Source organism: Cytobacillus oceanisediminis (genome assembly GCF_022811925.1).
Lineage (GTDB): Bacteria > Bacillota > Bacilli > Bacillales > Cytobacillaceae > Cytobacillus > Cytobacillus oceanisediminis_D.
Genome location: NZ_CP065511.1, coordinates 3740518 through 3765858, shown reverse-complemented (window position 1 = coordinate 3765858; position 25341 = coordinate 3740518). Strand labels below are relative to the sequence as shown.

The window sequence follows — 25341 nt, the reverse complement described above, 5'->3', positions numbered from 1 at the left end:
AGAAATACTATAAAACCAGCCTTTTGCGCTGGTTTGCGAGGTGGATCATGTTGCAACTTCAGGTAATGAACAGTCCGTTTAATCAGGAGCAGACAGAGCTCCTTAATCGTCTTCTTCCGACTCTGACAGAGACACAATCCCTCTGGCTGAGCGGGTATCTTGCCGCAATACAGTCCTCATCATTGCAGGCTGCCCCGGCAGTGGAAGAGCGTCCCGCACCGGCAGCGTCGCCGGCCATTCCAAAAGAAGTGACCATCTTATTTGGATCACAAACCGGGAATGCGCAGAATCTGGCCAAAAAAGCTGGAAAAACGCTTGAGGAGAGAGGCTTTCAAGTAATGGTTTCAGCAATGAGTGACTTTAAGCCCAATAATCTTAAAAAGGTCAAAAACCTGTTAATTGTCGTAAGTACCCATGGTGAGGGAGATCCGCCAGACAACGCTTTGACATTCCATGAATTTGTTCACGGAAAAAGGGCTCCAAAACTGGAAGACTTCCGATACTCAGTTCTGGCTCTTGGCGACAGCTCATATGAATTCTTCTGCCAAACGGGAAAAGATTTTGATAAACGTCTCGAGGAGCTTGGCGGAACAAGAATAACGCCGAGAGTGGACTGTGATCTTGATTTTGAAGAACCAGCTTCCGAGTGGGCGGAAGCAGTTTTAGCAGGTTTGAGCGAAGGGGAAAGCAGCAGTCCTTCACCTGCAGCAGCAGCTTCTGTTTCAGCTTCAGCACCTGCCGAGTCAGTCTATTCCCGGTCCAATCCTTTCCGGGCAGAAGTTCTGGAAAATCTGAATCTCAATGGACGCGGCTCCAATAAAGAAACCCGCCATCTCGAGATTTCTCTAGAGGGTTCAGGTCTGACTTATCAGCCTGGTGACAGCCTAGGGGTATACCCTGAAAACGATCCTGAATTGGTTGACCTGCTTTTAGCTGAGATGAGCTGGGATCCTGAGGAAGCAGTCAGAGTGAAGGAGGAAACAGTAACGTTAAAAGAAGCGCTTACGGCTCACTTTGAGATTACTGTCCTGACCAAACCGCTAGTTGAAAAGGCTGCAAAACTTTCTGGAAATGAAAATCTGCTCCAGCTTGTGTCAGACAGCAATCAACTGAAATCCTATATGGACGGCCGTGACTTAATTGATTTAGTCCGTGACTTTAAACCATGGAACAGTTCGGCACAGGAGTTTGTCTCTATACTGCGTAAGATGCCTGCGCGTCTTTATTCCATTTCCAGCAGCTTCGAGGCGAATCCCGATGAAGTTCATTTAACAATCGGTGCTGTCCGCTATGATGCCCATGGCCGTGAACGCAAAGGTGTCTGCTCCATTTTATGTGCGGAACGTCTTCAGCCTGGCGATACACTGCCAGTATTTATTCAGCACAATGAAAACTTTAAACTGCCTGAAAATCCGAACACACCAATCATTATGGTTGGTCCTGGAACCGGAATTGCACCGTTCCGATCATTTATGCAGGAGCGTGAAGAAAGCGGCGCGGATGGGAAATCATGGCTATTCTTTGGCGACCAGCATTTTGTGACTGATTTCCTTTATCAGACTGAATGGCAAAAGTGGCTAAAGGAAGGAGTCTTGTCGAAGCTGGATGTCGCTTTTTCCCGTGATGATGATGAGAAGGTTTATGTTCAGCATAGAATGCAGGAAAATAGCAAGGAATTATTCCAGTGGCTTCAGGAAGGCGCAGCCGTCTATATCTGCGGTGATGAGAAAAACATGGCTCATGATGTCCATAACACACTCATAGATATTATAGAAAAAGAAGGCGGTATGAGCCGCGATCAGGCTTCAGGATATCTTGCCGACATGCAGAAAAATAAACGCTACCAGCGCGACGTATATTGATTTGGAAGGAAAGGAGTTTTACAGCATGGTAAACCCAAACTTAAAAGCACCGGATGGCCCTCCGAGTGATGTTGAGGGAATTAAGGATCGAAGCAACTATTTGCGCGGAACGCTGGCGGAAGTTATGCAGGACAGGATCAGCGCCGGAATTCCCGATGATGATAATAGATTAATGAAGCACCACGGGAGCTATCTGCAGGATGACCGGGATCTGCGGAATGAACGCCAGAGGCAGAAGCTTGAACCTGCCTACCAGTTTATGCTCCGGCTGCGCCTTCCTGGTGGAGTCGCAACACCAGAGCAATGGCTTGTCATGGATGATTTAGCTGAGAAATATGGCAACGGCACCTTAAAACTGACTACACGACAGACCTTCCAGATGCATGGAATCCTAAAATGGAATATGAAAAAGACAATCCAGGCAATCCATTCGACGATGCTTGATACGATAGCGGCATGCGGCGATGTGAACCGTAATGTAATGTGCATCTCCAATCCCGATCAATCGGAGATTCATTCGGAAGTGTATGAGCTGGCAAAGATGCTAAGTAACGATCTTCTGCCTCGCACACGTGCCTATCATGAAATTTGGCTGGATGAAGAAAAAGTAGCCGGCTCTCCTGAAGTGGATGAAGAGGTTGAGCCTATGTATGGCCCGCTTTATTTGCCCCGTAAATTTAAAATCGGGATTGCTGTGCCGCCTTCCAATGATATTGATGTCTTTTCACAGGATCTCGGCTTCATTGCTATTGTGGAAAACGGCAAGCTGGCAGGCTTTAACGTGGCAATCGGCGGCGGAATGGGCTTCTCCCATGGAGATAAGGCTACCTATCCGCAGCTTTCAAAAGTAATCGGCTTTGTGACACCTGATAAGATTTACGAAGTGGCCGAGAAGGTAATTACGATTCAGCGCGATTACGGCAACCGCTCAGTCCGGAAAAATGCCCGTTTTAAATATACGGTTGACCGCCTTGGTCTGGAAACAGTTATTGTAGAGCTGGAAAACCGGCTGGGCTGGAAACTGGATGAAGCTCGCGGATTCAAGTTTGATTCCAACGGAGACCGCTACGGATGGGTAAAGGGTGTCCGCGGTAAATGGCATTTTACGATGTTCATAGAAGGCGGGCGTGTGGCAGACTTCGACGGATATAAACTGAAAACAGCATTGCGGGAGATCGCCAAAGTTCATAAAGGTGATTTCAGGCTGACTGCCAATCAGAACCTGATTATCGGAAGTGTGTCAACAAAAGATAAGGCAAAGATCGAGGCGCTGATTAATGAATATGGCTTAACAGACGGAAGCCGCTATAGTGCTTTGCGCCGCGGATCCATGGCCTGTGTGGCCCTGCCGACATGCGGTCTGGCAATGGCAGAAGCAGAGCGCTATCTTCCTGGATTGGTCGATAAAATTGATGAAATCGCCGATAAAGCAGGCTTGCGGAACGAAGAAATCACTATCCGCATGACCGGCTGCCCGAACGGATGCGCGCGTCACGCGCTCGGCGAAATCGGCTTTATCGGTAAGGCGGTCGGCAAGTACAATATGTATCTCGGGGCAGCATTTGACGGCAGCCGCCTCAGCAAAATGTACCGCGAAAACATTGGCGAAGAAGAAATCCTGAACGAGCTGCGCATCATCCTGCCGCGCTACGCCCGTGAACGTCAGGATGGCGAACATTTTGGCGACTTCGTGGTCCGGGCGGGGATTATTGAAGCGACAACGGACGGGACTAATTTTCATGATTGAGCTTGAGAAAGACGGGGCGGGGGCCCTGTCTTTTTTTTGTTCAAGTAAGATAAACGAAAGCTAAACGAAAATAAAAAGAGCTTATACGAAAGTAAATTCATCCATCAGAAAGAAAAAGGTCCTTATAAGCAAGTAAAAAAACTTATCCGAAAATAAATCCATCACAATGAATAAAAAGAAGGGATTTTTCTCAATAAGTAGAAATCTAATCAAGATTAATGTAGATTGGAGTGAAAAAATGATTGTAAAACAGCGTGAAATTCCCCTTGTGATTCTCAAATTAGAAGCTCTTCTTCGCAGATTGGCACCTCACCATCCAAAAATACCCCTAATAAAAGAAGAAATCAGTAAACGGAAAGCTGGATTCAAAGGTGAGACTTCTCTTGATTTTCCTTTGGGATTTTTAAACGATAAGCGTTACTATATTCTGCACGATCTTCGTTTGCCTGATGCGAACCGGTATTTTCAAATGGATACATTAATATTGTCCCTAAAGTTCGCTTTAATTTTAGAAGTGAAAAATATATCTGGCATTCTCCATTTTGATACAATTTATAATCAGCTATTTCGCAATAAGGATGGGGAAGAAAGTGTTTTTCCGTGTCCCATTGTTCAAGTGAATCGTCAGGAAAACCAACTAAAAAAATGGTTTGCTGAAAATGGTCTTGGACAGTTACCTATTTTTTTAAAAGTTGTAATCACTAATCCTCATACTGGAATTAAATCAATTCCCCCAAATGTAAACCTCAGTCAAAAAGTCATCCATAAAGAAGTACTGCCATCAAAAATAATACAAATTGAAACAAATATCTCCGAAAATCAAATCTCTGAAAAACAACTTAAGAAATCAATCCGACTCTTAAAGAAGGCAAGTGTTAGATCAGGATCATCTATTTTAGACAGATTTCAAATCAATAAGGAAGATGTCGCAACTGGTGTATTTTGTCCTAACTGCAACCTTTTGCCTATGATAAGGGTAAAGCGGACTTGGCATTGTAAAGAATGCAGGAGAAATTGTAAAGAGGCCCACATTAATGCCATTAAAGATTATAGTTTGATATTTGGAACCAGGATAACAAACAGGGAACTTAGAAGTTTTCTTCAAATAGAATCTATTACTGTTGCTACACGAATACTCAACTCTTTGGAACTTCCCCACACCGGGGGATATAAGAACAGAAAATATGAATTTATCAATTGATAATAAGAATAGAGGTTTTTAAAATCAAATGTCGAAACATTTAGATATCTACTTACCAACCAAAGGAGGATTTATCATGCCAAACGAGGAAATGCTTTTGATTCCTGGGCCTACGCCTGTTGTGGATTCGATTTATGATGCGATGGTACAGGAGACAAGGGGGCATACGGATCCCAGGTTTGCTGCTATTTATAAAAATGCGATTGAGAAGACCAGGGAGATGCTGAAGACGGATGGGGAAGTGTTTGTAATCTCTGGCTCAGGGACGATTGCCATGGAAATGGCTCTGGTCAACACGGTTGCTGCTGGAGAAAGGCTTTTGATTATAAGTCAGGGCTTCTTCGGCGATCGTTTTCAGCACTTAGCCAAGGCGTTCGGAATTAAGGCAGATATCATTCAGTCCGAATGGGGAAAGCAGGTGGATCCCGCAGCTGTTGAGGAAAAACTTGCGTCCCATTCCTATAAAGCTGTGACGATTACCCATGCTGATACTTCTACTGGTGTTGCGGCTGACTTGGATACATTAGTTCCTATCATTAAAAAGCACGGGGCTCTTGTCATTTTGGATGGGGTCTGTGCGACAGCGGCAATGGAGGAGGATATGAGCAAGTCATATGGCGAAGGGAAAATTGATGTCGTTTTGACAGGTTCACAGAAGGCGATTGGTGTCCCGCCAGGACTTGCTGTTGTCGCATTCAATGGGACAGCACTGGCTGCCAGGGAACAAATGGAACGGGTCCCTGCCTACTATTGCGATATCTATAATTGGATTCCAATTATGCATGACCCCCAAAAGTACTTTGCAACGCCGCCTGTTAATTTGATTTATGCCTATGATGAGGGCATGAAACTGGTCTTGGCTGAAGGAATGGACAATCGCTACAAGCGCCATGAAGCATATGGTAAAGCTGTCAGGGCTGCACTTGCTGAATATGGAATGAAGGCAATTGCCGATGAAAATGCTGCAGCAGCAACTCTCAGCTGTATCCTTTACCCTGAAGGAATGGATGATGCTGAATTCCGTGCATCTCTTGCGAAAAAAGGTGTCATTGTTGCCGGAGCCCTGGCTCATCTGGCAGGAAAAGCGTTCCGAATAGGCCATATGGGGAATACGACTGAAGACATGCTTGAAAAAGCCATTGTGCTGATCGGTGAAACAATGAACGAAGTGGGCTTTGAAGCAGATATCCAAAAAGCAGTTGATAGGTTTAGAGAACTTGCATTGCCTGTTGCTTAATAAGGAGAGAAAAGATGTCTGATTTGACTTTGCGAGCGGCTGAGACAGAACTCGGAGAATTAAAACTGATAGGAATCCGCGTCTTATGCCCGCCGGATCAGTATCCAGCTGAAATTCCACAGGCTATTAAACTATTATCTGGCCGCCTTACAGAAATAAAGGGAGCTTTAAAACCAGATCGGCTAGTTGGTGCCTTCAAAGTGGAGGAAGACTGTCCTGAAGAAGACGGATATTGGATTGGCATTGAGGTGGAGGAATTTATCAGTGTTCCTGATGGTATGTTCTCATTAGAAATACCTCCGCAAAAATATGCCTCTATCCGGCACAAAGGATCTAATGATGAGATTAGAAATTCTTATAGGGAATTGCACAGCTGGATTGAAGAAAAGGGATACAAGCGGCTGAAAAATAAGTGGCACATAGAAATCCATCATAGCTGGAAGTGTATTGAGGATTTAGATGTAGAGCTGCTGGATACGATTGTATAATTTTTAAAGACTGCCTTCCCGGCAGTCTTTTTCCTGAACAATAGAAGATTGGAATTTTTAAGAGTAAATTGACTATCGAATGAACCGTCTGCCCGTTTTCCAAAAATATGAAACTAAAGTTCCTTTTGTTCGTAAATAAGGTAAAACAATTAAAGGCGGTTAAACGTTATGAACAAAAAAAATTGGGGCCTTTCAGGAAGCGGAATGGCATATGGTCTGTCGCTGGGATTAGTTTTTGGAATGCTTTTTGAAAATTGGGCATTGGGTATTGCCATGGGAGTTGCTTTTGGGGCATCGTTTGGATCCGCAAAAAAGGAGTAAAGGGGAATCTGCCTTGATAAAAAATAAAAAACTCTTTGTGGCATCGCTTGCCTTAATCGTTATTTCCATAGCTTTAAACTTTCCTTTTCCGCATGAAAATCCACTAGGTGAAGCAGCATTAATGATATTAAACATTCCGATTAAATCAGCAGATGGATTTCATTTTACAGGGGTTTTCATTCTCCTTTTACTTGTGCTGGGCATGGTCTTTCTTCATCGTTCACTTGAAAGATATCATTTGCGATCTTTCTTTGCCGTTATCATCATCGTTTCCCTTCTTCCTCCTTTTCTGGCGGAAGCCTACCAAAAAACGCTGGCAGATGGCATTTATGCCGTTTCTTATGTTAAAGATGAAAGTCTGTGTAAATTTGAAATGATTAGTGAAGAAACATTGCAGGGAATTTGTGAGCTGCCATTTGAAAATTACAGCAATGATGAAGTGTCTTTTACTATCGGCTTTTATGAGAGATATTTAACTGAAGAGGATTTCCAGATGCTTTCACTAGTGAACAGCGGTGAACCTATTAACGTTAAATTGCTCCCTAAAGAAGCAAAGGTTGTTCGGATTGAGAAAGAGATTGATTTGTCACAAATTCAAAACCACTTTGAAAGCGGGGAAGCCGCTTATGTAAGCATCATTATTAAGTCTGGTGATAAAAACAGGAAATTATAAGTAGGTGCTGCAGAAATGAACATTGAGTTAAAACCCGTCACAAGAGACAACTGGGAAGAAGCCATTAAGATGAAGGTTAAAGAATCGCAGCGTGATTTCGTTCCTTCAGCGGCTGTTTCACTTGCAAAGGTATATATAAAACCAGATGGGGATGCAGTAGAGTATATCCCATTCTCAATATATGACAATGAAAAAATGGTCGGTTTTATTATGCATGCCTATGAACCGAATACGGATAACATGTATTGGATAAACGGTTTTTTTATTGACCAGAATTATCAGGGCAGGGGTTATGGACAGGCAGCATTAGCCGAGATGATCAGCTGGATAAAAACTAAATTTTCTCACTGCAAGGAAATTCGCTTAACTGTTCATAAAGATAATCATCACGCAAGGAAGCTGTATAAAAACTTTGGTTTTTCCCCCACCGGAGAGATTTGGGGCGAGGAAGAAGTTTACTATTTTTCTGTATAAAGGAGTTATTTATGATTAATGAAACCCTGGATTTAAATAAGAAAAGCTGGGACGAAGCGGCTAAAAGATTTTATGGGCGTAATCCGCTTCCTGAATATGGACCGCTGGCGCCAACTGAAGATGATCTTCAATTGTTCGGAGATGTGCGCTGCTTAAAGATGCTGGAAATTGGGTGCGGAAGCGGCCATTCCTTAGAATACCTGGATAAGCGCGGAGCAGGTGAATTATGGGGATTGGATTTATCCTCTAAGCAAATCGAATCCGCAAAGGAACTTCTAGTAAATTCTTCTTCACAAGTAAAGCTGTTTGAATCCCCGATGGAACAAAATCCTGGAATCCCTGCTGATTATTTCGATGTCGTTTTTTCCATCTATGCGATTGGCTGGACCACGAATTTAGACAAGACGCTAAAAAACGTTCATTCCTACCTTAAATCACGCGGGATGTTTATTTTCAGCTGGGAACATCCGATGTATAACCGGATTAAAGCTGAAAATGGAGCATTAATTATGGATAAATCCTATCATGAGGAAGGCTCCTATCAGCACATAGCCTGGAATCAGCCTGCCATTATGCAGCAATATAAATTAAGTACATATATCAATCTATTAATAGAAAACGGGTTTGCAATTGAAAAGGTAATTGAAGACGTCAGACTTACTGAGGAAGATATTCAGCGGCATGCCAACCGATGGTATTCCTATGAAAAAACGAGAGCTATACCAGCTTCTTTTATTATTAAATGCAGAAAGCTATAGAAGACCTGGAATATGTTAAAAATAAAAGAAACATAGATTTGATCGAAGAACACACACTGGATGTGTACCCAATGGAGATGAAAAAATGATTGAAGAAATAATGATAGATTGCTGTGAGATCATCCTTAGGGAATACAGGATGGAAGATGTATCAGCGCTTTATGAAATTACTTTACAGCCTGAAGTTAATGAGTTTATTCCGGGTGCGCAGGCTACGCTTGAGCAGCGGATTAACTGGATGGAGAATTATGAAATTCCTGCGAATAAAAAGTTCAGGTCCTCGATGCCTCACCTGAAAGATGCAGGATTTTTGAACTTGGGAATCATACTAAAGGAAACTGGAGAGTTTATTGGTTTTTGCAACACAGGAATAAAAGATGAATTGCCGGAGCCGAACAGGGAAATTGGCTATGCCATCTCAAAACACTACCGAAATAAAGGATATTCCACGCTTGCTGCAAAAGGGCTAATGGGATTTCTTTTTGAGAAAACAGTTCTTGAGACACTAAATGCCGTTGCATTAACAAGCAATTCCAGTTCCATTAGGGTTCTGCAAAAGTGCGGATTTCAGCTTTCTGGAGAAATGGAAATCGACGGAGAACAATATTTCCATTACATCATCAGAAAAAGGGATTGGACATCTAATTATAAAAACAGCAGCACATAATTACATAACAGCAAAAGACACCCTCCCACTTTGAGGGTGTCCCGTCATTCCATTATCTATCTGATTTAGAGTTAGTATTAAATGTGCCGTTTCTGTTTTCCTGTTCATGTCCACGGACCTGGTCTCCGCCATTTCCTTTTTCGTGTACCTTTTTGCCGCCGAGTTTTACGTTTGGATATTCTTGTTCCCGCATGGTATTCACCTCCATGTTAATTAAATTATCCATAAAGAAAAAAAATATATAAATTTTGGGGTATTTAAATGGAAATAACACTTATCAGACATGGCAGGTCATCGCTAATGGCAGATCACCGCATGAATAGCCGTGAATTTAAAAAATGGGTTGAAACGTATAACCATTTAGGGATTCTTGAGGGTGAGACTTGCTCTTCTAATGCAATAGAAAAAGGGATTTCAGCATCTTTTTTACTCACAAGTGATTTAAAAAGGTCAATCGAGTCGGCCAGAAGCATAAATCCTTCTGCGAAAATACAAGCAGATCCATTATTCAGGGAATCTGAATTGCCCATTCCTGCCGGTAATTTGCCGGGTATGAAATTAAGGCCAAATACCTGGGCTGTGTTATTAAGATTACTATGGTTATGCGGCTATTCACAGGGCTGTGAATCATACAGGGATGCAAAGCTGCGGGCAAAGCAAGCATCATTAACATTAACCTCTATTGCAAAAGAACATCACTTTGCTGTTCTCGTAGGTCACGGTTTTTTCAATCTTTTAATTGCGAGGGAACTTCAAAAAGCTGGGTGGATCGGAAAGAGGAAAACAGGTTCAAAGCACTGGAATGCAGATACTTACATCTCATAACGGAGGGGAAGTAGAATGGTAACACCTAATCTGGCATCCAGATTCAAAACATTTGGACAATATGAATGTCACAGTTCAAGTAATCTTTATGAGTTCTTGTCTTATAAGATTGCAGAGGATGAAGAATTGCTGGTTTTGGCATCTGAAGCGAGAGACGGCCAGCCTGTGCCGAATTTATTTCTGGGGGCCATTCATTACCTGCTGTTAAAAGGGAAAGAGCATGAACTTAAGGAATTCTATCCAAGTTTAGTGGAGAATCCAAGAAACCCTCAGAAGTCTTTCCATAGCTTTAGAGATTTCTGCAGGCTAAATTCACAGGAAATTGAAGAAATAGTAAAAGCAAAAATAGTCCAGACGAATGAAGTTAGGCGCTGTGCTTACTTATACCCTGTGTTTGCCTGGATTTTTCAGCAAACCGAAAAGCCCCTGGCCTTGATTGAAATCGGAACAAGCGCCGGCCTGCAGCTTCTTTGGGATAAATACAGCTACTCTTATGGAACCGGAAAAACATTTGGGAATCCAAGCGCGAATGTTCATTTAACCTCTGAAATTAAAGGAGGCCATGTCCCGATTTTACCGGCAGAATTGCCGCCGGTAGCTTCAAGAACTGGAGTTGATCTGCATATAAATGACCTGAATAATGGGGAAGATTTTCTGTGGCTGAAATCACTTATCTGGCCTGAACACCAGGAGAGAAGAACTTTATTCGAAAAAGCTGCCCAATGTGTGAAAGCAAATCCAATCAGCCTGATTGAAGGAGATGGAGTTGAGCTTTTGCCAAGTCTGATTGAAGGTATACCTGAAGAACATTCAATCTGTGTTTTCCACACCCATGTGGGGAATCAAATGCCCGCAGAAGTAAAAGAGAACCTGCTTGCAAAAATAAAAGCAAGCGGACAAAGCCAGGATATCTTTCATCTTTATAACAATATCCAGGACCGGAATCTGCATCTTGATTATTATCTGGATTCCAGAGAATATAAGAATTTGGTCGGCCAAACAGAGGGGCATGGAAAGTGGTTCACATGGGAATTGAATTAAGCTTCATTACTATTTCGCACCGCTAAAATTTTGAAACTTGACATCATCTGTTATACTTATCTAGGTAAGTATATATTGTTTTAACCTATTAACAGATATATCTTGCAAATATTAAGTGATAGGTGGAAATACAAATGAGTCAAAAACCATACAGAGTTCTACTTTACTACATGTATGTTCCAATTGAGGACCCTGAGGAGTTCGCAAAGGAGCATAAAGCTTTTTGCAATGAGCTGGGCCTTAAGGGGCGTATTCTTGTTGCGAATGAAGGCATAAATGGGACTGTCTCCGGACCAGTGGAACAGACCGACCGCTATATGGAAGCAATGAAGCAGGATCCGCGCTTTGCGGAGATGGTTTTCAAAATAGATGAAGCAGATGGACATGAATTCCCTAAAATGAAGGTTCGTGCACGTTCCGAGCTTGTAACGCTTCGCCTTGAAGACGATGTGAACCCGAACGAGCTTACTGGCAAATACCTGGAGCCAAAAGAGTTCTTCGAAAGACTTCAGGATGAAGACACAATTGTGTTAGATGCACGAAATGATTATGAGTATGATCTTGGCCACTTTAGAGGGGCGATCAGGCCGGATATCAAAAATTTCCGCGATCTGCCGGATTGGGTCCGTGAAAATAAAGAATTGCTTGGCGATAAAAAGATCATTACGTATTGCACAGGCGGCATCCGCTGTGAAAAGTTCTCCGGCTGGCTTGTAAAAGAAGGATTTGAAGATGTAGCCCAGCTTCACGGAGGAATTGTCACTTATGGAAAGGATCCTGAAGTACAGGGAGAGCTCTGGGACGGCCAGCTTTATGTATTCGATGACCGCATTGGCGTTCCCGTTAACCACAAGGAGCATGTAATCGTAGGGAAGGATTACTACACTGGTGATCCTTGTGAACGCTATGTCAACTGTGCAAATCCTGCATGCAATAAAAAGATCCTATGCTCTGAAGAAAACGAGCATAAATATATGCGCAGCTGTTCTGATGAATGCCGCACGCACCCAAGAAACCGTTATGTTGCTGAACACGGCCTTTCCGAGGCGGAAGTGGAAGAAAGATTAGAAAAAGTAAAAGCATAAGATGATTAGAGCAGATTTTCCTTTATGGAAACTGCTCTTTTTTTATAATAAACTTCATGAAAGCTGATATAATATTTTTAATAATTTTTATGAGGTGGATGGGATATGGAGAATATATTATTATTTCTGTTTATGTCGTTTCTGCTCGTCATTTTGCCTGGACCTGATACAGGAATCCTGATTCAAAATACGATCTCAAGCGGGAAAAAAAGCGGCATTAAAACGATGTTCGGATCTGTCGCTGGGCTGCTGGTCCATACAATGGCCGTTGTATTTGGCTTATCGGCATTAATTGTAAATTCCGCTTACATTTTTTCTTTTATTAAGTATGCTGGTGCGATATATCTTATTTATTTGGGCATCATTTCGTTAAAATCTCTATCGATTAAACAAAAACCAGCTGATATGGAGAAAAAGCATAAGAAGAACAAATCGCATTTTCTGCAAGGATTTTTCACTTGTGTGTCCAACCCAAAAGTAGCTGTATTCTTTTTAACATTTTTTCCTCAATTTTTAAGTCCGGAAGGGAATCACTTTACGCAATTCCTTGCGATGGGCTTAATATATAGTCTTATAACAATCATCTGGTTCTTTTTCTATGTATATTTGATTGACTTCTTCAGGGCCTGGCTGAAAAAACCTTCTGTTAATAATGCGATTCAAGGAGTTTCTGGTGTGGTTTTAATGGGCTTTGGCATTAAATTGGCACTTGAGAAACAGCCTTAAGGCAGGGACTGCTTAACCTCTAAAATAGGTTAAAGCAGTTTTTTAATGGTTAAAAGGAGGAAAAATACTCTTTGATTATAGCTGTTCTCCCCATCTTCTAATTAAATCTGTCATAGCATATTTGTTCTGTTCAAACTGCTTAGCCCGGTGTCCATTTGCGCCAGAAGGATGCGGAAAGCCAAATAATATGGTATGTCCTGTAAGTTGTTTGGCTGTGTATAGATGGCGGATGATCCTTTCGGCGGTTATTCCCAGCGGAATAATGAGTGCATGGTTATTTATTTGAGTCAGCTCTTCTGGGAATACTTCTGTTGCGTACTCGGCAAGCATCGCTGTTTTTAAAAGATCAGGCTGGTGTCCGGTATAATTATTGCCACGGCAGAAGACCGGATATTTTAGAACAGAAGTGGTGTGAAGGAGCGATCTATTTCGTTCGAAAAGTGTATCAGAGCCATCTATGTGCAGTGCTTCATATAAACCGCATTGATCAAGCATGCTTATTAGATTTCTCCTCATCCCTCCTGCAAAACTGGCAGCCTTTTTGGTCTCCTTCAGGATTGCATTAAGCTCTTTTTCAGCAGCCAGTCCTTTTATGAATGATTCAAAGGCAATCCTCATTTGGCTCCATCCAGGAGTAATCCCGACGATGACAATATTCGCGTCATTATTGATATATTCGTTGTGCGGGGCATAATATATGTCCAAATCCCCATTCTGACTTATTAAGAACTCTTCAGTCATTAATTGATCCTTTGTCAGCGGCTTGCCTTTTGGCAGCTTTTCAATGGCCGGAAGATACTTTGAAAGTAATGAGCACTCCATCAAGATCTCCTTCTAATATGAATTGGTATATGAATAATGTTACCAAATCATGAATAAGAAAAGCCATCTAAGAGACATTAACAAATAAAAAGGATTCTGCTCATGATTGGACTGATAATAGCTGCCATTCTTTTTAATTTCATTGCATTTACAACAGAAAAGCGTCTGACTAAAAATCAAATTTTACATATATGGACATTCACTATTTCAGCTCAGCTGGTATTTGATGTAATGATTGAGTTTAAGTACTGGGGATATTGGTACTTTGATAAGGAGCCAAACTGGGGAGGACTGCTGGCACATATTGTTCTGGTACCCCCAGTTAACATGATGTTTCTGAATTGGTATCCTTTCAGAGGGGATCTTATTAAACGATTTTCTTATATTAGTTTTTGGGCAGTTGCCATTTTACTGTATGAAGTCATCGCTTTATTACCCGAGCCCTGGGGATATTTTAATTATGGCTGGTGGAGATTATGGCATGCAGCTTTACTTGATCCCATGCTGCTTTTAGTGATGGTCAAATTCTATAAGCTGATTACGAGGCTGGAAGGGGATCTTAAATAACTGTATAAATGACGATCTAAAAGGGGGATATGCTCTCCCTTTTTGTGTTATATGAAATGATTTATGACAGATGACTGTGATACAATTTAAGTATACATATTCCCGGAAGGAGAACGTTTGTGGATATTAAATTGACTCACAAATTGATAAAGGAAATGTGCGGCACTGTCTCCTTCAAAAGAGGGGACGCTTTTTTCCGTAATAAAAAGGTAACGATAAATAAATACAATAATAAGATTTGTGAAGCAACAGTATCTGCTGGTGAGGATTTTTTTGTTTCGGTTGAGAAGACATCAGGAAACAGTTTTAAGACGTTGTGCAGCTGTCCAAAGCTAGCTTCGTTTGATAAAGAATGCCAGCATGCAGCCGCTGTGCTGCTGGCAATTTATGAAATGCAGCAGTACAGGTCGCCCATGATAAAGGATTCAGCAGGCACCCTTGAAGTTTCTCCCGAACACGCCTTAACTGATGGTCTCATGACACTTTTCAGTGAACAGCCAAGAAGGTCAAGCGGACACCAGCTTCATTTTGAAAACAGGCAGGTGCTCCATCCTGAATTCACATGTGTGCCTGTTCATTTGGGGAAGGGGCATTATTTGTTAGCAATAAAATGTTCCATCGGCCAACTCGCTGTCCTTGATATCCGGCAATTTCTCCACTCAGTCAAAGAGGGGAAACCAAGCTTATTATCATTATCTTTTACCTGCGACCCCGCTTTGCATTGTTTCCCGCCAGAAGCTGATGCAGTCCTTCAGCAGCTGATACAGGTTATACACGATGAATCCATTTATATAAATGCTTTAATGGATGATTTCGATTATACTGCGAGCAAGCATATGCTCTTAATCCCTCCATCATCGTGGGAACGGCTGAAGCCTGTTTTATCGCTCGCTGAAAAAGTAAGGCTTGAGATAATGGGGAAAACATTTGAAAGGATGGCTTTTTCAAAGGAACGGCTGCCTTTAAGGTTTGAACTTATCGAAAAAGAAGAAAAATGTTATTTAAATGTATTTGGGCTGGATCGAATGCTGATCCTGGATTCGTATTATGCTGTTCTATCTGGCGGCAAATTAATCACGCTCAAGAAAGAAGATTGCCAGCGCTTATATGATTTAACACAAATGCTGGAGTCAGCCGGGAGAAGCCAGATTCCGATTGCTGCTGCACAAATGGAACTGTTTCTGGAAAAAGTGGTCCCTGGACTGAGAAAGCTGGGGGATGTCCATATTTCTGAAGACATGTCACAAAGATTTATGAAAACACCTTTGATTGCCAAGCTATACTTAGATCGTCTGCGGAACCGGCTTCTGGCAGGAATTGAATTTCATTATGAAAATATCGTGATCAATCCGCTGAAGAGAAGAGAGCCGAAGGGCGGCACGCGGATTATTAGAGATGTGGAATTAGAGGATGAGATCCTTCAGCTTATGGAGGAAAGCTCCTTTGCAAAGACGGATGGCGGCTATTTTCTGCAAAATGAAGAGCTGGAATATGAATTCCTTTATCATGTTGTCCCTAAACTGCAGAAACTGATGCAAATATATGCGACTACGTCTGTCAGAAACCGGATTTTCAGGGAGAATGCCAAACCGCAGATTCGGATAAAAATGAAAAAAGAGCGGACGAATTGGCTGGAATTCAAGTTTGAATTGACCGGCATAGATGACCAGGAGATACGGGATGTATTATTTGCACTGGAGGAAAAACGGAAATTCTATCGCCTGAAAAATGGCACGCTCCTATCTTTGGAAACAAGAGAATTTGAGGAAATCCAGCGTTTTCTGAAAGCTGTGCCCGAACAGGCTGAGGATCTGGAGAGCGGTTTGAACATGCCGATTGTATCAGGTCTTAGAATGCTGGACGCTGTTGGGGATCAGGAGATGTTCCGTCATGAGGAATCCTTCAGGGAGTTTTTAGCAGAGCTTGAGAGTCCATCATGCCTTCAGACTCCCGTGCCGGAAATTCTGAATCCTATTTTGAGGGAATATCAGAAAAACGGCTTTAAATGGTTAAAGACAATGGCGCATTATGAATTTGGCGGCATCTTGGCTGATGATATGGGACTGGGAAAGACACTGCAAAGCATTGCGTTTATTCAGTCTGATCTTAAGGATATTCGGGAATATACCGGTCCGGCACTTATTGTGTGCCCTTCATCCTTAACGTATAACTGGTTAAGTGAACTGACGAAATTCACACCGGATGTCCAGGCAATTGTCATCGACGGAACTCAAAATGACCGGGCGGAGCTTCAGAAGGACTTATCTGGCATTGATGTGGTGATAACTTCCTATCCGCTGGTGCTTAAAGATATTAAATGGTATGAGATGCAGGATTTTTACACGGTTTTTTTCGACGAAGCACAGGCATTTAAAAATCCGGTAACTCAAACAGCGAAAGCAGTAAAGAAAATTAAAGCCAAATATCGCTTTGCTTTAACAGGCACACCCGTTGAAAATTCTGCGGAAGAACTGTGGTCTATTTTTCATGTCGTCTTCCCTGAATTGTTTGGCGGCTTAAAGGATTATGGAAATTTAACAAGGAAGACGATTGCCAGAAGGGTACGTCCCTTCATGCTCAGGAGGCTGAAAGAAGATGTTCTTTCAGAGCTGCCTGAAAAGATGGAGCTTATTGATTCGGCTGAATTGCTGCCGGAGCAGAAGAAGCTCTATGCGGCTTATCTGGCAAAATTGAGAGAAGATACCTTAAAGCACTTAAATAAAGACACTCTTAGAAAAAATCGTATTAGAATTCTTGCCGGTTTGACACGGCTCCGTCAGATTTGCTGCCACCCTGCTTTATTTGTGGATGGATATAAAGGGGGTTCGGCAAAATTTGAACAGCTCAAGAGAATTATAGAAGAATCCAGAATGTCTGGCAGAAGAGTGCTTATCTTTTCGCAGTTCACTAAAATGCTTGACCTTATTGGAAGAGAACTTGCCCTTCTGGGCCTGCCGTTTTTCTACCTGGATGGACAGACACCTTCCGGGGAAAGGGTGGAAATCTGCCGCCGATTTAATGAGGGAGAGCGCGATTTTTTCCTTATTTCATTGAAGGCAGGCGGTACGGGTCTAAATTTGACTGGTGCAGATACAGTCATCTTATATGATTTGTGGTGGAACCCTGCCGTTGAGGAACAGGCAGCCGACCGGGCTCATCGCATAGGACAGAAAAATACCGTCCAGGTAATAAAATTATTGTCGAGAGGCACTATCGAAGAGAAGATGAATGAACTTCAGGATAAGAAGAAAAACTTAATTGAAGAAATTATCGATTCGAATGATAGTGCAGCCGGAAGCCTGACGGAAGAAGATATACGCGAAATATTAATGATCTAAAAGGAGAAAAATCATGGCTGAAAATAATCTGAAGGGGAGCGGCTTCCCTGAAAAGCTGGCAAAGCCAGCAGTGCGTGCACTTGAAGGGGCAGGCTATTTTACACTGGAACAGTTAACCGGTGCCACTGAAGCAGAATTGCTGGATCTTCACGGAATGGGCCCGAATGCCATGGCAAAACTCCGCAAGGCAATGGCAGACAGAGGATGGTCATTTAAAGTTTAGTAAGGAAGACGCGACTCTTGAGACGCGTCTTTTTTATGGCTGTTTTCGTATATTTTGGTGCTTTTTATTTACTTAGTTTAATTTGCTGAGTTGATTGGAGCGGAGGGCACTTGATCCTCGAAAATGCTGACGCATTTCCTTCGTGCGGTGTTGATTCGAGGAAGTTTATTCAGTGTCCTGCGGGAGCAGCGGGACAGGTGAGACCCCGCAGGCGCAAAGCGACGAGGAGGCTCACCGCACGCCCCGCGGAAAGCAAGTGCCCGCAGCGGAAATCAACGGGCTGAATTCATGAGCAAAAACAACAATCTATGAGAAAAAAGCCTTTTCAATCTATCAAGATTTAAAGGAGGGATTTTCCAAAAGTTAGAGAAATCCTTAGTATTAAAAATTTGGAGGGATTCCTAATGTGTAAAGTTGTTTCGCAGGAGTTTAAAGCAGCAGTCATAAGGAACAAGGGTCTTTTTAAGGATTATGCCCATTTGGTGCCTGAAGCAGCTCAGAGCTTCTTGAAGCAGGGCCATCTTGTACAGCATAGCAGTGGAATTGAAGTGTCCATTTATGAACCTAAGAGAGGGGAAGCCCACTTAGAGGGAATATTTTTTGTCGGTTACTTAGTTCATGATAAAGCTGATACATTACCAGATGGGATGGAATATTTGGAGGTACAGCATAAGTATGCATCCATTAGAGGGAAGGCAGCTGAGATGGGCGATCTGTATGCGCGGCTTAACAACTGGATTAATGAGCAAGGTCATCAGCGGGAGTCCTTTGATCATTATATTTTGGAAATTTATTATCCGATTGAAAATGAGGATGAGGATGTAGAAGTATACATTCCAATTAAAAACTAACCGCTCAAATTCTGAGCGGTTGTCTTTCTTAGATCTCTTTCGACGAAACCGGGAGAAAAAGCTTTATGCCCTTTTTATTAAATGGAAGCAATTTTAAATCGGCAATCAAATGGCTTATATAACCGGCAAGGCATGTATAAAATACCCCTTCTATGCCAAGTGATGTTTCAAATTTAGAAGAGATGAATCCGAAAAAAATAACACCCAGGATGGAATGAGTATAACTGCGGTGGGAAACGAAGGAAGCTATCAATATATAAATCCCAAATAATATCAGCCAAAGTTCCTGCAAAGAGATGCCTCCCGCCAGGACGCCAATTCCCGTAATGGTTAGCATATGCTTTTGCCTGATTTTCGCCGAAATGGCAGTCATACTGATTCCTATAGCGATTCCCAGCCATTTCTCTTTCGGGGAGCCCTCATAGAAGCTATATATGATCATTAAAATTCCTATGATTTGGGCAACTGTCCGAACGACTTCATGTGATAGTGTAAGCCGGTCACGAAGTTTTCCATCAATGTCGAGGTCCGGGATTAATCCAGAAACGCTCCCGAGGCCTACTAATAATAGAGTTGTGGAGGGGCTGGCATGAACAGTGTTCGCAACCACGTATCCTGCTGCTGCTCCAATAGCTGCATGGGCGGTACCATTCAATATAATTTCCACCTTTATAATATATTTGCATTTTTTTCATGCATTCTTATATTATATCAAAACATTTGTTCTGTTTAGGGGTAAATAGATTATTTTGTTATTTAGGGCTAAATTCCCCTCACAGTTTATTATCCTGGGCATACTTGAAACAGTTCATGGTATAATGAACAATACATTGAGCTATAAGCATACATAATAGAATTTGTATCTAAGGAAGGTATTTATGTCAGAGGAAAACATAACGAGGATTCATTTAGACGGCAAAGAATACATACTGATAGGAACAGCACATGTTTCAAAGCACAGTGCAGAACAGGTGAAGGAAGTCATTGAGACTGAACAGCCTGACTCTGTTTGTGTGGAATTGGATGAACAGAGATATCAGTCGATTACAGAAGGCAGCAAGTGGAAGGAAATGGATATCATCCAGGTAATTAAGGAGAAGAAGGCATCACTGCTTTTAATGAATCTGGCGATTTCATCCTTTCAAAACCGCATGGCTGACCAATTCGGCATTAAAGCCGGCCAGGAAATGATTCAGGGAATTGAATCAGCCAAGGCTGCAGGCGCAAAGCTTGTTCTGGCGGACCGGAATATCCAGATTACCTTTGCAAGGATTTGGGGCAACCTCGGATTAAAAGGAAAATCACTGCTTCTTAGTCAAGTAATAGCAAGTATTTTCAGCAAAGATACCATAACTGAAGAAGAACTTGAGAAAATGAAAAATCAGGATACGATAAATGCGATTCTAAATGAATTTACAGATAGTTTTCCGCGATTAAAGAAACCGCTCATTGACGAGCGGGATCTATACCTGGCACAAAAAATTAAAGATGCACCAGGAGAAAAAATAGTAGCGGTGCTTGGGGCGGCCCATGTACCGGGTATCAAAGAGGAAATCAAAAAAGAACAGGACATGGCCAAATTGACTGAGCGTCCTCCAAAATCCAATGTTCCAAAGATAATTGGCTGGAGTATTCCGGTGTTCATTTTAGCCATAATCGCCTATACATTCTTCGCAAATCCTTCTGCGGGTCTTGCACAGACTATCAGCTGGATTATCTGGAATGGCTCCTTGTCAGCACTGGGGGCTGCCATTGCAATGGGACATCCGCTGACAATTTTAACTGCCTTTGTTGCAGCGCCAATTACATCACTGAACCCCCTTCTTGCAGCAGGCTGGTTTGCGGGACTGACTCAGGCTTATATACGGCGCCCGAATGTAAGGGATTTTGAAACCTTATCTGAAGATGTATTCAGTGTTAAAGGATTCTGGAGAAACAAAGTAAGCCGGATTTTACTGATTGTTGTCCTATCCAATCTGGGAAGCTCGCTGGGAACCTTTATTGGGGGAGCCGATGTAATCAGAGTGTTTTTTGAGAATTTATAATTGGCGAGTTTGAGGTGAAACCTAGGTGGTTTCACCTTTTTGGTTCTTTGAATCATTTTTTTAGCATGGTCTTAATGAGCTTGGAGTGTCTTAGGGATGAGGCAATGGGGGGAGAATTTCTTATCGCGCTAGATATGAAGCAGGAAATCTTTTTAATAAATCTGGTAAGGGTAGGGAACAATATATCAGACAAAGTGCAGGAGGGAAAGATATGCCTGGCGGAAATTATGAAGATAAGCTTACTGCAGCCGAACACGCAACCCTTTGGTCCCAATATGTGAATGATAGTCTTGCCGTTTGTATCCTGCGGTATTTTTTAATTCATATAAAGGACAAAGAGATCCGCAAAGTACTTGAATTTGCCCTTAAATTATCAGAAAGCCACATAAAAAAAATTAAAGGGTTCCTATCAAGTGTGAATCAGCCTATACCTGTTGGTTTTACTGACAAAGATGTTCATGTGGATGCCCCGTTATTATTTACTGATATCTATATGGGGGTATACATACATATTATGGCTATACATGGGGGGACAAGATATGCAGGTGCCTTAGGTAACGCTACCCGGGCAGACATTAGAAAGTATATGAGGCAGGTTATAGATGAAACGATGGAATTACATGATCGTTCTGCAGATGTTTTAATTCAGAAAGGAGTAATCGTCAAACCGCCGATATTAAACAACCATCAGGAGATTGACTTTGTAGAGAAACAGAGTTACTTAACTGGATGGTTCGGGAAGCGGAGACCTATAAATGCGATTGAAATCAGCGGAATTTACTTGAATATGCAGAAAGCGATGATGAAAATTGTTTTAGAACTTGGATTTGGACAAGTAGCCCAATCTAAAGATGTTCAAAAATATATGGAAAGAAGCAGACAAATATGCCGCAAACATCTTGAGATTTTATCTGGGATATTAACCCAGTCGAATTTGAATATCCCTAGGACATTTGAGGCAGAAGTAACGGATTCAACGATTCCTCCCTTTTCTGATAAACTTATGATGTATCATATCTCAACCCTTCTATCTGCTTCTATTGGCTATTATGGGGAAGCGATGTCCATGGCCCAGCGAAGGGATATTTCAGCAAACTATGCACGAATGATTGTCGAAATTGGATTGCTGGCAGAAGACGGGATGAATCTCTTAATAGAACAAGGCTGGTTTGAAACACCGCCTATGGCTACTGACCATGAAGATTTGTCATCGAAAAAGTTTTGAGAGGGGCTAGTATTAGGTGGTTTCTCTAAATGTTTTTACTAAGGTTATAACCATGAGGTCCAGCAGCCTGATTATAGGCAGCCGGACCCATTATTTTTATCTATCTGCTGCAATCGCCTTCCTTTTATAAAGCAGCGATCCCAGAAGGAAGGTAATCGCTCCCCATATCACCATCACGCCTATTCCTGCCCAAAGTGCTGCAGTAGCAATGCCGGTTTCATACACCATGCTTTCCCTTAAGCCTTCAGCAAAATAGGTTAGCGGCAGGATGCTGGATATTGGCTGGATCCATTCAGGCATCGTTTCAATAGGGAAGAACACACCGCTTAAAAACATCATAAGAAAACTGCAGATATTGGCTACTCCCATATAAGCTTCTGTCGTTTTGCTGAAAGATGAGAAGAAGTAGCCAAGTGCATTAAAGGATAAAGCCCCGATCAGGAATACGATAATCAAGGTAAAAGGATTAATATAAAGATTAGCGCCAAATACGAGGACACCTATTAATGAAAGCAGGATGATTTGCACAATACTGAACAACAGCCTCATAACCATATCACTTAATCCGAAGATGCCCATATTTGCCGGTGTCATTCGCAGCCTTTTGATTAATCCCTTTCTGCGCATTTCCACCAGATCCACCATTCCAAACATGCCCCCCTGGGCAATGGATAAAGCAATCATCCCGGTTAAAAGGAAATCTGTATAATCCAGTTCATTGGTGCCAGAGGTTATCGATTCATATTGCAAATCATATTTCGGAGAAGCACCTGCAGCCATTAAATTGGCCTGCTGGACAAACTTATCCAGAATGCCGGAAACTGCCTGGGCTGCGGCACCCTGTTCATTTTCTTTATTTATTACAAGGAAAACAGAGGAAGCTTCTGCTGACTCCGGCAGGATGATGGCGGCATCCACTTCCTGATCTTTTACCCATTCCTCCGCTTTATCCCTTGTGACAGGCTTACCTGATTTGACTTCAAAAACGGGAAGTCCGCTGATTTGTGAAAGCATCATCTCTGAAGCTGGATTCGGGCTTGGATCCACAACAGCCACTTCAGTTTTAAACTCTTCATCTGAATTTCCGCTGAAGATGACCATGAAGATAACCATTAGGATAACCGGGAAAAAGATGCCCCAGAACCATGCCTGTTTTTCGCGAAGAGTTAATTTCAGCTGTGCCAAAAACATCATTTTAAATTGATGGTATCTATTAATCTTAATCCCTCCATTCTTTGCCGGTAAACGCAATAAACACATCTTCCAGGCTCATTTCCCGTATGGAGACCTGTTCCACCCCGTATGATTTTTCTTTTGTAAACTTAAATAAGTCCAAAAGGGTTTCTTCAGGCTTTGCTGCCCATATTTTCAGAGTAGCCCCTTCCCGTTCCGTTTTGGATACGGATTCCAGATCCTTCGAGAACATATCAGCATCCTCTGCAGCACCTTCGCCATCAAGAAAACTCAACCTTATTTCCCGTTCATCTGTAAGTTTCTCTATGAGTGCGGAAGGGGAGTCAAGTGTGATCACGTTCCCCTGGTCCACGATGCATACACGATCACTTAATTTCTCTGCTTCTTCCATGTAATGAGTGGTAAGGATGGTCGTTTTGCCTAGTTCTTTAAGATGAAGAATGATATCCCAAATGTTTCTTCTGGCCTGTGGATCAAGACCGGTAGTCGGTTCATCCAGAAAAATGATTTCAGGGTCACTAATCAGCGCCAGTCCAATGGCAAGTCTTTGCCTCTGGCCGCCTGAAAGTTTTTTTACATGATTTTTGCGGTGCTCAGTAAGATTGACTATTTCCAGTATTTCTTTAACTGGACGGGCATTGTCGTAAAAGGATGCAAAAAGGTTTAGGTTTTCTTCTGGTGATAATAAATCAAACATGGCACTTGACTGAGGCTGAACGCCAATTTTCTTCTTTATTGAAACTGCATGCTTATTCCAATCGAGCCCGCCAAAATGTATTTCACCATTATCGGGGGAAACAAGGCCCTCAATCATTTCCAGTGTAGTCGTTTTGCCAGCTCCGTTTGGACCGATAATCGTGAAGACTTCCCCGGCATTAACCGAGAAACTTATATCCTGGACAGCCTTTATTTGGCCAAAGGATTTTTGTAGATTTCTTACTTCTAACACAGTCATTCATTTTCCCCGCTTTCATGACAAGTTGGATATCAGCATCATGCAAAATTCCTAACCTTCTATTTAATACGTTACTTTTTTTGAAAAAATTCATTTATTTAGTAAACTTAATAATATCGATACTGGTTCCATAATATGGGGCAAACCGATATAGAAAAGATGATTCTGTGTTTTAAAATGATGTGTGAAAGGCTTTTTCTATCAGAAGTTAGGGGAGAAGTGTAAATGAGAGAACTTCCAATAGTGGTTGATGATCTATTAAATGAGTATATAGATTTAGTAAATGAATATATGCCCAATCAGCTTGCAGGCCTTTATTTGCACGGATCGCTTGCACTGGATGCTTTTGTAGAAGGATCAAGCGATATTGATTTTATTGCGGTTACACAAAGAGGTTTAACTGAATCAGAATTGAAAAAGGCTAAGGAGATCCATAGGATAATAGCATACAAATATCAGTTTTCTGAGATGGATGGGGTTTATTTAGCTCAAAATGACCTGGGAACGCTTTGTGAATGTTTCTTCTATAATAACGGGACAATGAATTATGGGCATTTCCTGAATCCAGTCACCTTGTGGCTTTTAAAAGAGAAGGGTATTGTCATTTATGGGGATGTTCCGGTTATAGAGATAAATGACAATGACTTGGTTTCATACACTTATGAGAACATGAATACTTATTGGGCAAATCGAATCCGGACATTCGAGAAATCGATTGATGAACTTACACAAATAGCCGACTCTGAGATTGATAAAGAAGTTGAATGGACGGTGCTCGGCATATTGCGCCAATTTTACACATTGAGAGAGAAGGATATTATCTCTAAGCAAGGGGCTGGGGAGTACTCCTTAAAGCATTTGCCTGAAAAATGGCACCCAATCATAGTGGATGCCATTAATATTCGCAGAGGTGAGAAAAATAGACTTTATACAACAAAGCGTGACCAAATCGAAGAGACTATTAAACTGTCAAAATATCTTATAAGCCAATCAGCAGCAATCAAAAATAGGTGAGC

Annotated in this window: 26 protein-coding genes; 21 read left to right on the top strand and 5 right to left on the bottom strand. The window is 42.0% G+C overall.

Annotated features, from left to right (window positions below; genetic code table 11):
- Positions 1–50: 50 nt before the first annotated feature.
- From IRB79_RS18800 to IRB79_RS18755, 10 genes are all read left to right on the top strand, one after another.
- On the top strand, positions 51–1862 hold the full coding sequence (locus IRB79_RS18800) for an assimilatory sulfite reductase (NADPH) flavoprotein subunit (RefSeq protein WP_243509537.1): 1812 nt from the start codon (positions 51–53) through the stop codon (positions 1860–1862).
- Positions 1863–1887: 25 nt separating this feature from the next.
- The gene (cysI, locus tag IRB79_RS18795; protein ID WP_243504019.1) at positions 1888–3609 is read left to right on the top strand and encodes an assimilatory sulfite reductase (NADPH) hemoprotein subunit; all 1722 of its coding nucleotides are present in this window, start codon (positions 1888–1890) and stop codon (positions 3607–3609) included.
- Between the two features lie 238 nt (positions 3610–3847).
- Positions 3848–4810, top strand: coding sequence for a nuclease-related domain-containing protein (locus IRB79_RS18790; RefSeq protein ID WP_243504018.1), 963 nt, complete (start codon positions 3848–3850; stop codon positions 4808–4810).
- A gap of 76 nt (positions 4811–4886) precedes the next feature.
- Positions 4887–6047 carry a pyridoxal-phosphate-dependent aminotransferase family protein gene (locus IRB79_RS18785; RefSeq protein WP_243504017.1) on the top strand — a complete coding sequence of 387 codons (1161 nt, stop codon included), beginning with the start codon at positions 4887–4889 and terminating at the stop codon, positions 6045–6047.
- Between the two features lie 14 nt (positions 6048–6061).
- A complete protein-coding gene (locus IRB79_RS18780; protein ID WP_243504015.1) occupies positions 6062–6535 on the top strand; it encodes a GyrI-like domain-containing protein in 474 nt (157 codons plus the stop codon).
- A gap of 168 nt (positions 6536–6703) precedes the next feature.
- Entirely contained in the window at positions 6704–6856 is a 153-nt protein-coding gene (locus IRB79_RS18775; RefSeq protein WP_243504014.1) for a glycine zipper domain-containing protein, read from the top strand.
- Between the two features lie 13 nt (positions 6857–6869).
- Positions 6870–7529: a hypothetical protein gene (locus IRB79_RS18770; protein WP_243504013.1), complete on the top strand. Its 660-nt coding sequence runs from the start codon at positions 6870–6872 to the stop codon at positions 7527–7529.
- 15 nt (positions 7530–7544) lie between these two features.
- Positions 7545–8003, top strand: a complete 459-nt coding sequence (locus IRB79_RS18765; RefSeq protein ID WP_243504011.1) for a GNAT family N-acetyltransferase — start codon at positions 7545–7547, stop codon at positions 8001–8003.
- A gap of 11 nt (positions 8004–8014) precedes the next feature.
- Positions 8015–8761 carry a class I SAM-dependent methyltransferase gene (locus tag IRB79_RS18760; protein WP_243504010.1) on the top strand — a complete coding sequence of 249 codons (747 nt, stop codon included), beginning with the start codon at positions 8015–8017 and terminating at the stop codon, positions 8759–8761.
- Between the two features lie 85 nt (positions 8762–8846).
- Entirely contained in the window at positions 8847–9428 is a 582-nt protein-coding gene (locus tag IRB79_RS18755; RefSeq protein WP_243504008.1) for a GNAT family N-acetyltransferase, read from the top strand.
- Between the two features lie 52 nt (positions 9429–9480).
- On the opposite strand, the gene IRB79_RS18750 is transcribed toward IRB79_RS18755, so the two are convergent.
- Positions 9481–9621, bottom strand: coding sequence for a hypothetical protein (locus tag IRB79_RS18750; RefSeq protein WP_243504006.1), 141 nt, complete (start codon positions 9619–9621; stop codon positions 9481–9483).
- 68 nt (positions 9622–9689) lie between these two features.
- Here IRB79_RS18750 and IRB79_RS18745 point away from each other — a divergent pair, with 68 nt between their 5' ends.
- The 4 genes from IRB79_RS18745 to IRB79_RS18730 all read left to right on the top strand — a co-directional run bounded on the left by IRB79_RS18745 (position 9690) and on the right by IRB79_RS18730 (position 13105).
- Positions 9690–10253 carry a histidine phosphatase family protein gene (locus IRB79_RS18745; protein ID WP_243504004.1) on the top strand — a complete coding sequence of 188 codons (564 nt, stop codon included), beginning with the start codon at positions 9690–9692 and terminating at the stop codon, positions 10251–10253.
- A 15-nt stretch (positions 10254–10268) separates the two neighbouring features.
- A complete protein-coding gene (locus IRB79_RS18740; RefSeq protein ID WP_243504002.1) occupies positions 10269–11294 on the top strand; it encodes a DUF2332 domain-containing protein in 1026 nt (341 codons plus the stop codon).
- Positions 11295–11428: 134 nt separating this feature from the next.
- On the top strand, positions 11429–12379 hold the full coding sequence (locus IRB79_RS18735) for an oxygen-dependent tRNA uridine(34) hydroxylase TrhO (protein ID WP_243503998.1): 951 nt from the start codon (positions 11429–11431) through the stop codon (positions 12377–12379).
- Positions 12380–12484: 105 nt separating this feature from the next.
- Positions 12485–13105, top strand: coding sequence for a LysE family translocator (locus IRB79_RS18730; RefSeq protein ID WP_243503996.1), 621 nt, complete (start codon positions 12485–12487; stop codon positions 13103–13105).
- Between the two features lie 75 nt (positions 13106–13180).
- Here IRB79_RS18730 and IRB79_RS18725 read toward each other — a convergent pair whose 3' ends face one another.
- On the bottom strand, positions 13181–13927 hold the full coding sequence (locus IRB79_RS18725) for a uracil-DNA glycosylase family protein (RefSeq protein WP_243503992.1): 747 nt from the start codon (positions 13925–13927) through the stop codon (positions 13181–13183).
- Between the two features lie 102 nt (positions 13928–14029).
- On the opposite strand from IRB79_RS18725, the gene IRB79_RS18720 reads away from it, so the two are divergent.
- The 4 genes from IRB79_RS18720 to IRB79_RS18705 all read left to right on the top strand — a co-directional run bounded on the left by IRB79_RS18720 (position 14030) and on the right by IRB79_RS18705 (position 18906).
- Positions 14030–14494: a hypothetical protein gene (locus IRB79_RS18720; RefSeq protein WP_243503990.1), complete on the top strand. Its 465-nt coding sequence runs from the start codon at positions 14030–14032 to the stop codon at positions 14492–14494.
- A gap of 119 nt (positions 14495–14613) precedes the next feature.
- Positions 14614–17832 (top strand): DEAD/DEAH box helicase, encoded by a 3219-nt coding sequence (locus tag IRB79_RS18715; RefSeq protein ID WP_243503988.1) that lies wholly within the window; start codon positions 14614–14616, stop codon positions 17830–17832.
- 13 nt (positions 17833–17845) lie between these two features.
- The gene (locus IRB79_RS18710) at positions 17846–18055 is read left to right on the top strand and encodes a helix-hairpin-helix domain-containing protein (RefSeq protein ID WP_243503987.1); all 210 of its coding nucleotides are present in this window, start codon (positions 17846–17848) and stop codon (positions 18053–18055) included.
- 404 nt (positions 18056–18459) lie between these two features.
- Positions 18460–18906, top strand: coding sequence for a GyrI-like domain-containing protein (locus IRB79_RS18705; RefSeq protein ID WP_243503986.1), 447 nt, complete (start codon positions 18460–18462; stop codon positions 18904–18906).
- A 28-nt stretch (positions 18907–18934) separates the two neighbouring features.
- Here the strand turns inward: IRB79_RS18705 and IRB79_RS18700 are convergent, their stop codons facing one another.
- Positions 18935–19561, bottom strand: coding sequence for a metal-dependent hydrolase (locus IRB79_RS18700; RefSeq protein WP_243503985.1), 627 nt, complete (start codon positions 19559–19561; stop codon positions 18935–18937).
- Between the two features lie 223 nt (positions 19562–19784).
- On the opposite strand from IRB79_RS18700, the gene IRB79_RS18695 reads away from it, so the two are divergent.
- Both IRB79_RS18695 and IRB79_RS18690 read left to right on the top strand, forming a co-directional pair.
- Complete coding sequence (locus tag IRB79_RS18695; protein WP_243503984.1) at positions 19785–20951, top strand: TraB/GumN family protein; 1167 nt, start codon at positions 19785–19787, stop codon at positions 20949–20951.
- A 211-nt stretch (positions 20952–21162) separates the two neighbouring features.
- Positions 21163–22176, top strand: a complete 1014-nt coding sequence (locus IRB79_RS18690) for a DUF3231 family protein (protein ID WP_243503983.1) — start codon at positions 21163–21165, stop codon at positions 22174–22176.
- 96 nt (positions 22177–22272) lie between these two features.
- Here IRB79_RS18690 and IRB79_RS18685 read toward each other — a convergent pair whose 3' ends face one another.
- Positions 22273–23436, bottom strand: a complete 1164-nt coding sequence (locus IRB79_RS18685; RefSeq protein WP_243503982.1) for an ABC transporter permease — start codon at positions 23434–23436, stop codon at positions 22273–22275.
- On the bottom strand, positions 23396–24325 hold the full coding sequence (locus IRB79_RS18680; protein WP_243503981.1) for an ABC transporter ATP-binding protein: 930 nt from the start codon (positions 24323–24325) through the stop codon (positions 23396–23398). Before IRB79_RS18680 ends, IRB79_RS18685 begins: the two co-directional genes overlap by 41 nt.
- 225 nt (positions 24326–24550) lie before the next feature.
- Here IRB79_RS18680 and IRB79_RS18675 point away from each other — a divergent pair, with 225 nt between their 5' ends.
- Positions 24551–25339: an aminoglycoside adenylyltransferase domain-containing protein gene (locus tag IRB79_RS18675; RefSeq protein WP_243503979.1), complete on the top strand. Its 789-nt coding sequence runs from the start codon at positions 24551–24553 to the stop codon at positions 25337–25339.
- The last annotated feature ends 2 nt before the right edge of the window (positions 25340–25341 follow it).

Excerpts from the sequence above, each read along its gene's own strand:
- cysI (WP_243504019.1), top strand. The coding sequence starts at position 1,888 with ATGGTAAACCCAAACTTAAAAGCACCGGATGGCCCTCCGAGTGATGTT.
- IRB79_RS18790 (WP_243504018.1), top strand. The coding sequence starts at position 3,848 with ATGATTGTAAAACAGCGTGAAATTCCCCTTGTGATTCTCAAATTAGAA.
- IRB79_RS18785 (WP_243504017.1), top strand. The coding sequence starts at position 4,887 with ATGCCAAACGAGGAAATGCTTTTGATTCCTGGGCCTACGCCTGTTGTG.
- IRB79_RS18780 (WP_243504015.1), top strand. The coding sequence starts at position 6,062 with ATGTCTGATTTGACTTTGCGAGCGGCTGAGACAGAACTCGGAGAATTA.
- IRB79_RS18775 (WP_243504014.1), top strand. The coding sequence starts at position 6,704 with ATGAACAAAAAAAATTGGGGCCTTTCAGGAAGCGGAATGGCATATGGT.
- IRB79_RS18765 (WP_243504011.1), top strand. The coding sequence starts at position 7,545 with ATGAACATTGAGTTAAAACCCGTCACAAGAGACAACTGGGAAGAAGCC.
- IRB79_RS18760 (WP_243504010.1), top strand. The coding sequence starts at position 8,015 with ATGATTAATGAAACCCTGGATTTAAATAAGAAAAGCTGGGACGAAGCG.
- IRB79_RS18755 (WP_243504008.1), top strand. The coding sequence starts at position 8,847 with ATGATTGAAGAAATAATGATAGATTGCTGTGAGATCATCCTTAGGGAA.
- IRB79_RS18750 (WP_243504006.1), bottom strand. The coding sequence starts at position 9,621 with ATGCGGGAACAAGAATATCCAAACGTAAAACTCGGCGGCAAAAAGGTA.
- IRB79_RS18745 (WP_243504004.1), top strand. The coding sequence starts at position 9,690 with ATGGAAATAACACTTATCAGACATGGCAGGTCATCGCTAATGGCAGAT.
- IRB79_RS18740 (WP_243504002.1), top strand. The coding sequence starts at position 10,269 with ATGGTAACACCTAATCTGGCATCCAGATTCAAAACATTTGGACAATAT.
- IRB79_RS18735 (WP_243503998.1), top strand. The coding sequence starts at position 11,429 with ATGAGTCAAAAACCATACAGAGTTCTACTTTACTACATGTATGTTCCA.
- IRB79_RS18730 (WP_243503996.1), top strand. The coding sequence starts at position 12,485 with ATGGAGAATATATTATTATTTCTGTTTATGTCGTTTCTGCTCGTCATT.
- IRB79_RS18725 (WP_243503992.1), bottom strand. The coding sequence starts at position 13,927 with ATGGAGTGCTCATTACTTTCAAAGTATCTTCCGGCCATTGAAAAGCTG.
- IRB79_RS18720 (WP_243503990.1), top strand. The coding sequence starts at position 14,030 with ATGATTGGACTGATAATAGCTGCCATTCTTTTTAATTTCATTGCATTT.
- IRB79_RS18710 (WP_243503987.1), top strand. The coding sequence starts at position 17,846 with ATGGCTGAAAATAATCTGAAGGGGAGCGGCTTCCCTGAAAAGCTGGCA.
- IRB79_RS18705 (WP_243503986.1), top strand. The coding sequence starts at position 18,460 with ATGTGTAAAGTTGTTTCGCAGGAGTTTAAAGCAGCAGTCATAAGGAAC.
- IRB79_RS18695 (WP_243503984.1), top strand. The coding sequence starts at position 19,785 with ATGTCAGAGGAAAACATAACGAGGATTCATTTAGACGGCAAAGAATAC.
- IRB79_RS18690 (WP_243503983.1), top strand. The coding sequence starts at position 21,163 with ATGCCTGGCGGAAATTATGAAGATAAGCTTACTGCAGCCGAACACGCA.
- IRB79_RS18685 (WP_243503982.1), bottom strand. The coding sequence starts at position 23,436 with ATGTGTTTATTGCGTTTACCGGCAAAGAATGGAGGGATTAAGATTAAT.
- IRB79_RS18680 (WP_243503981.1), bottom strand. The coding sequence starts at position 24,325 with ATGACTGTGTTAGAAGTAAGAAATCTACAAAAATCCTTTGGCCAAATA.
- IRB79_RS18675 (WP_243503979.1), top strand. The coding sequence starts at position 24,551 with ATGAGAGAACTTCCAATAGTGGTTGATGATCTATTAAATGAGTATATA.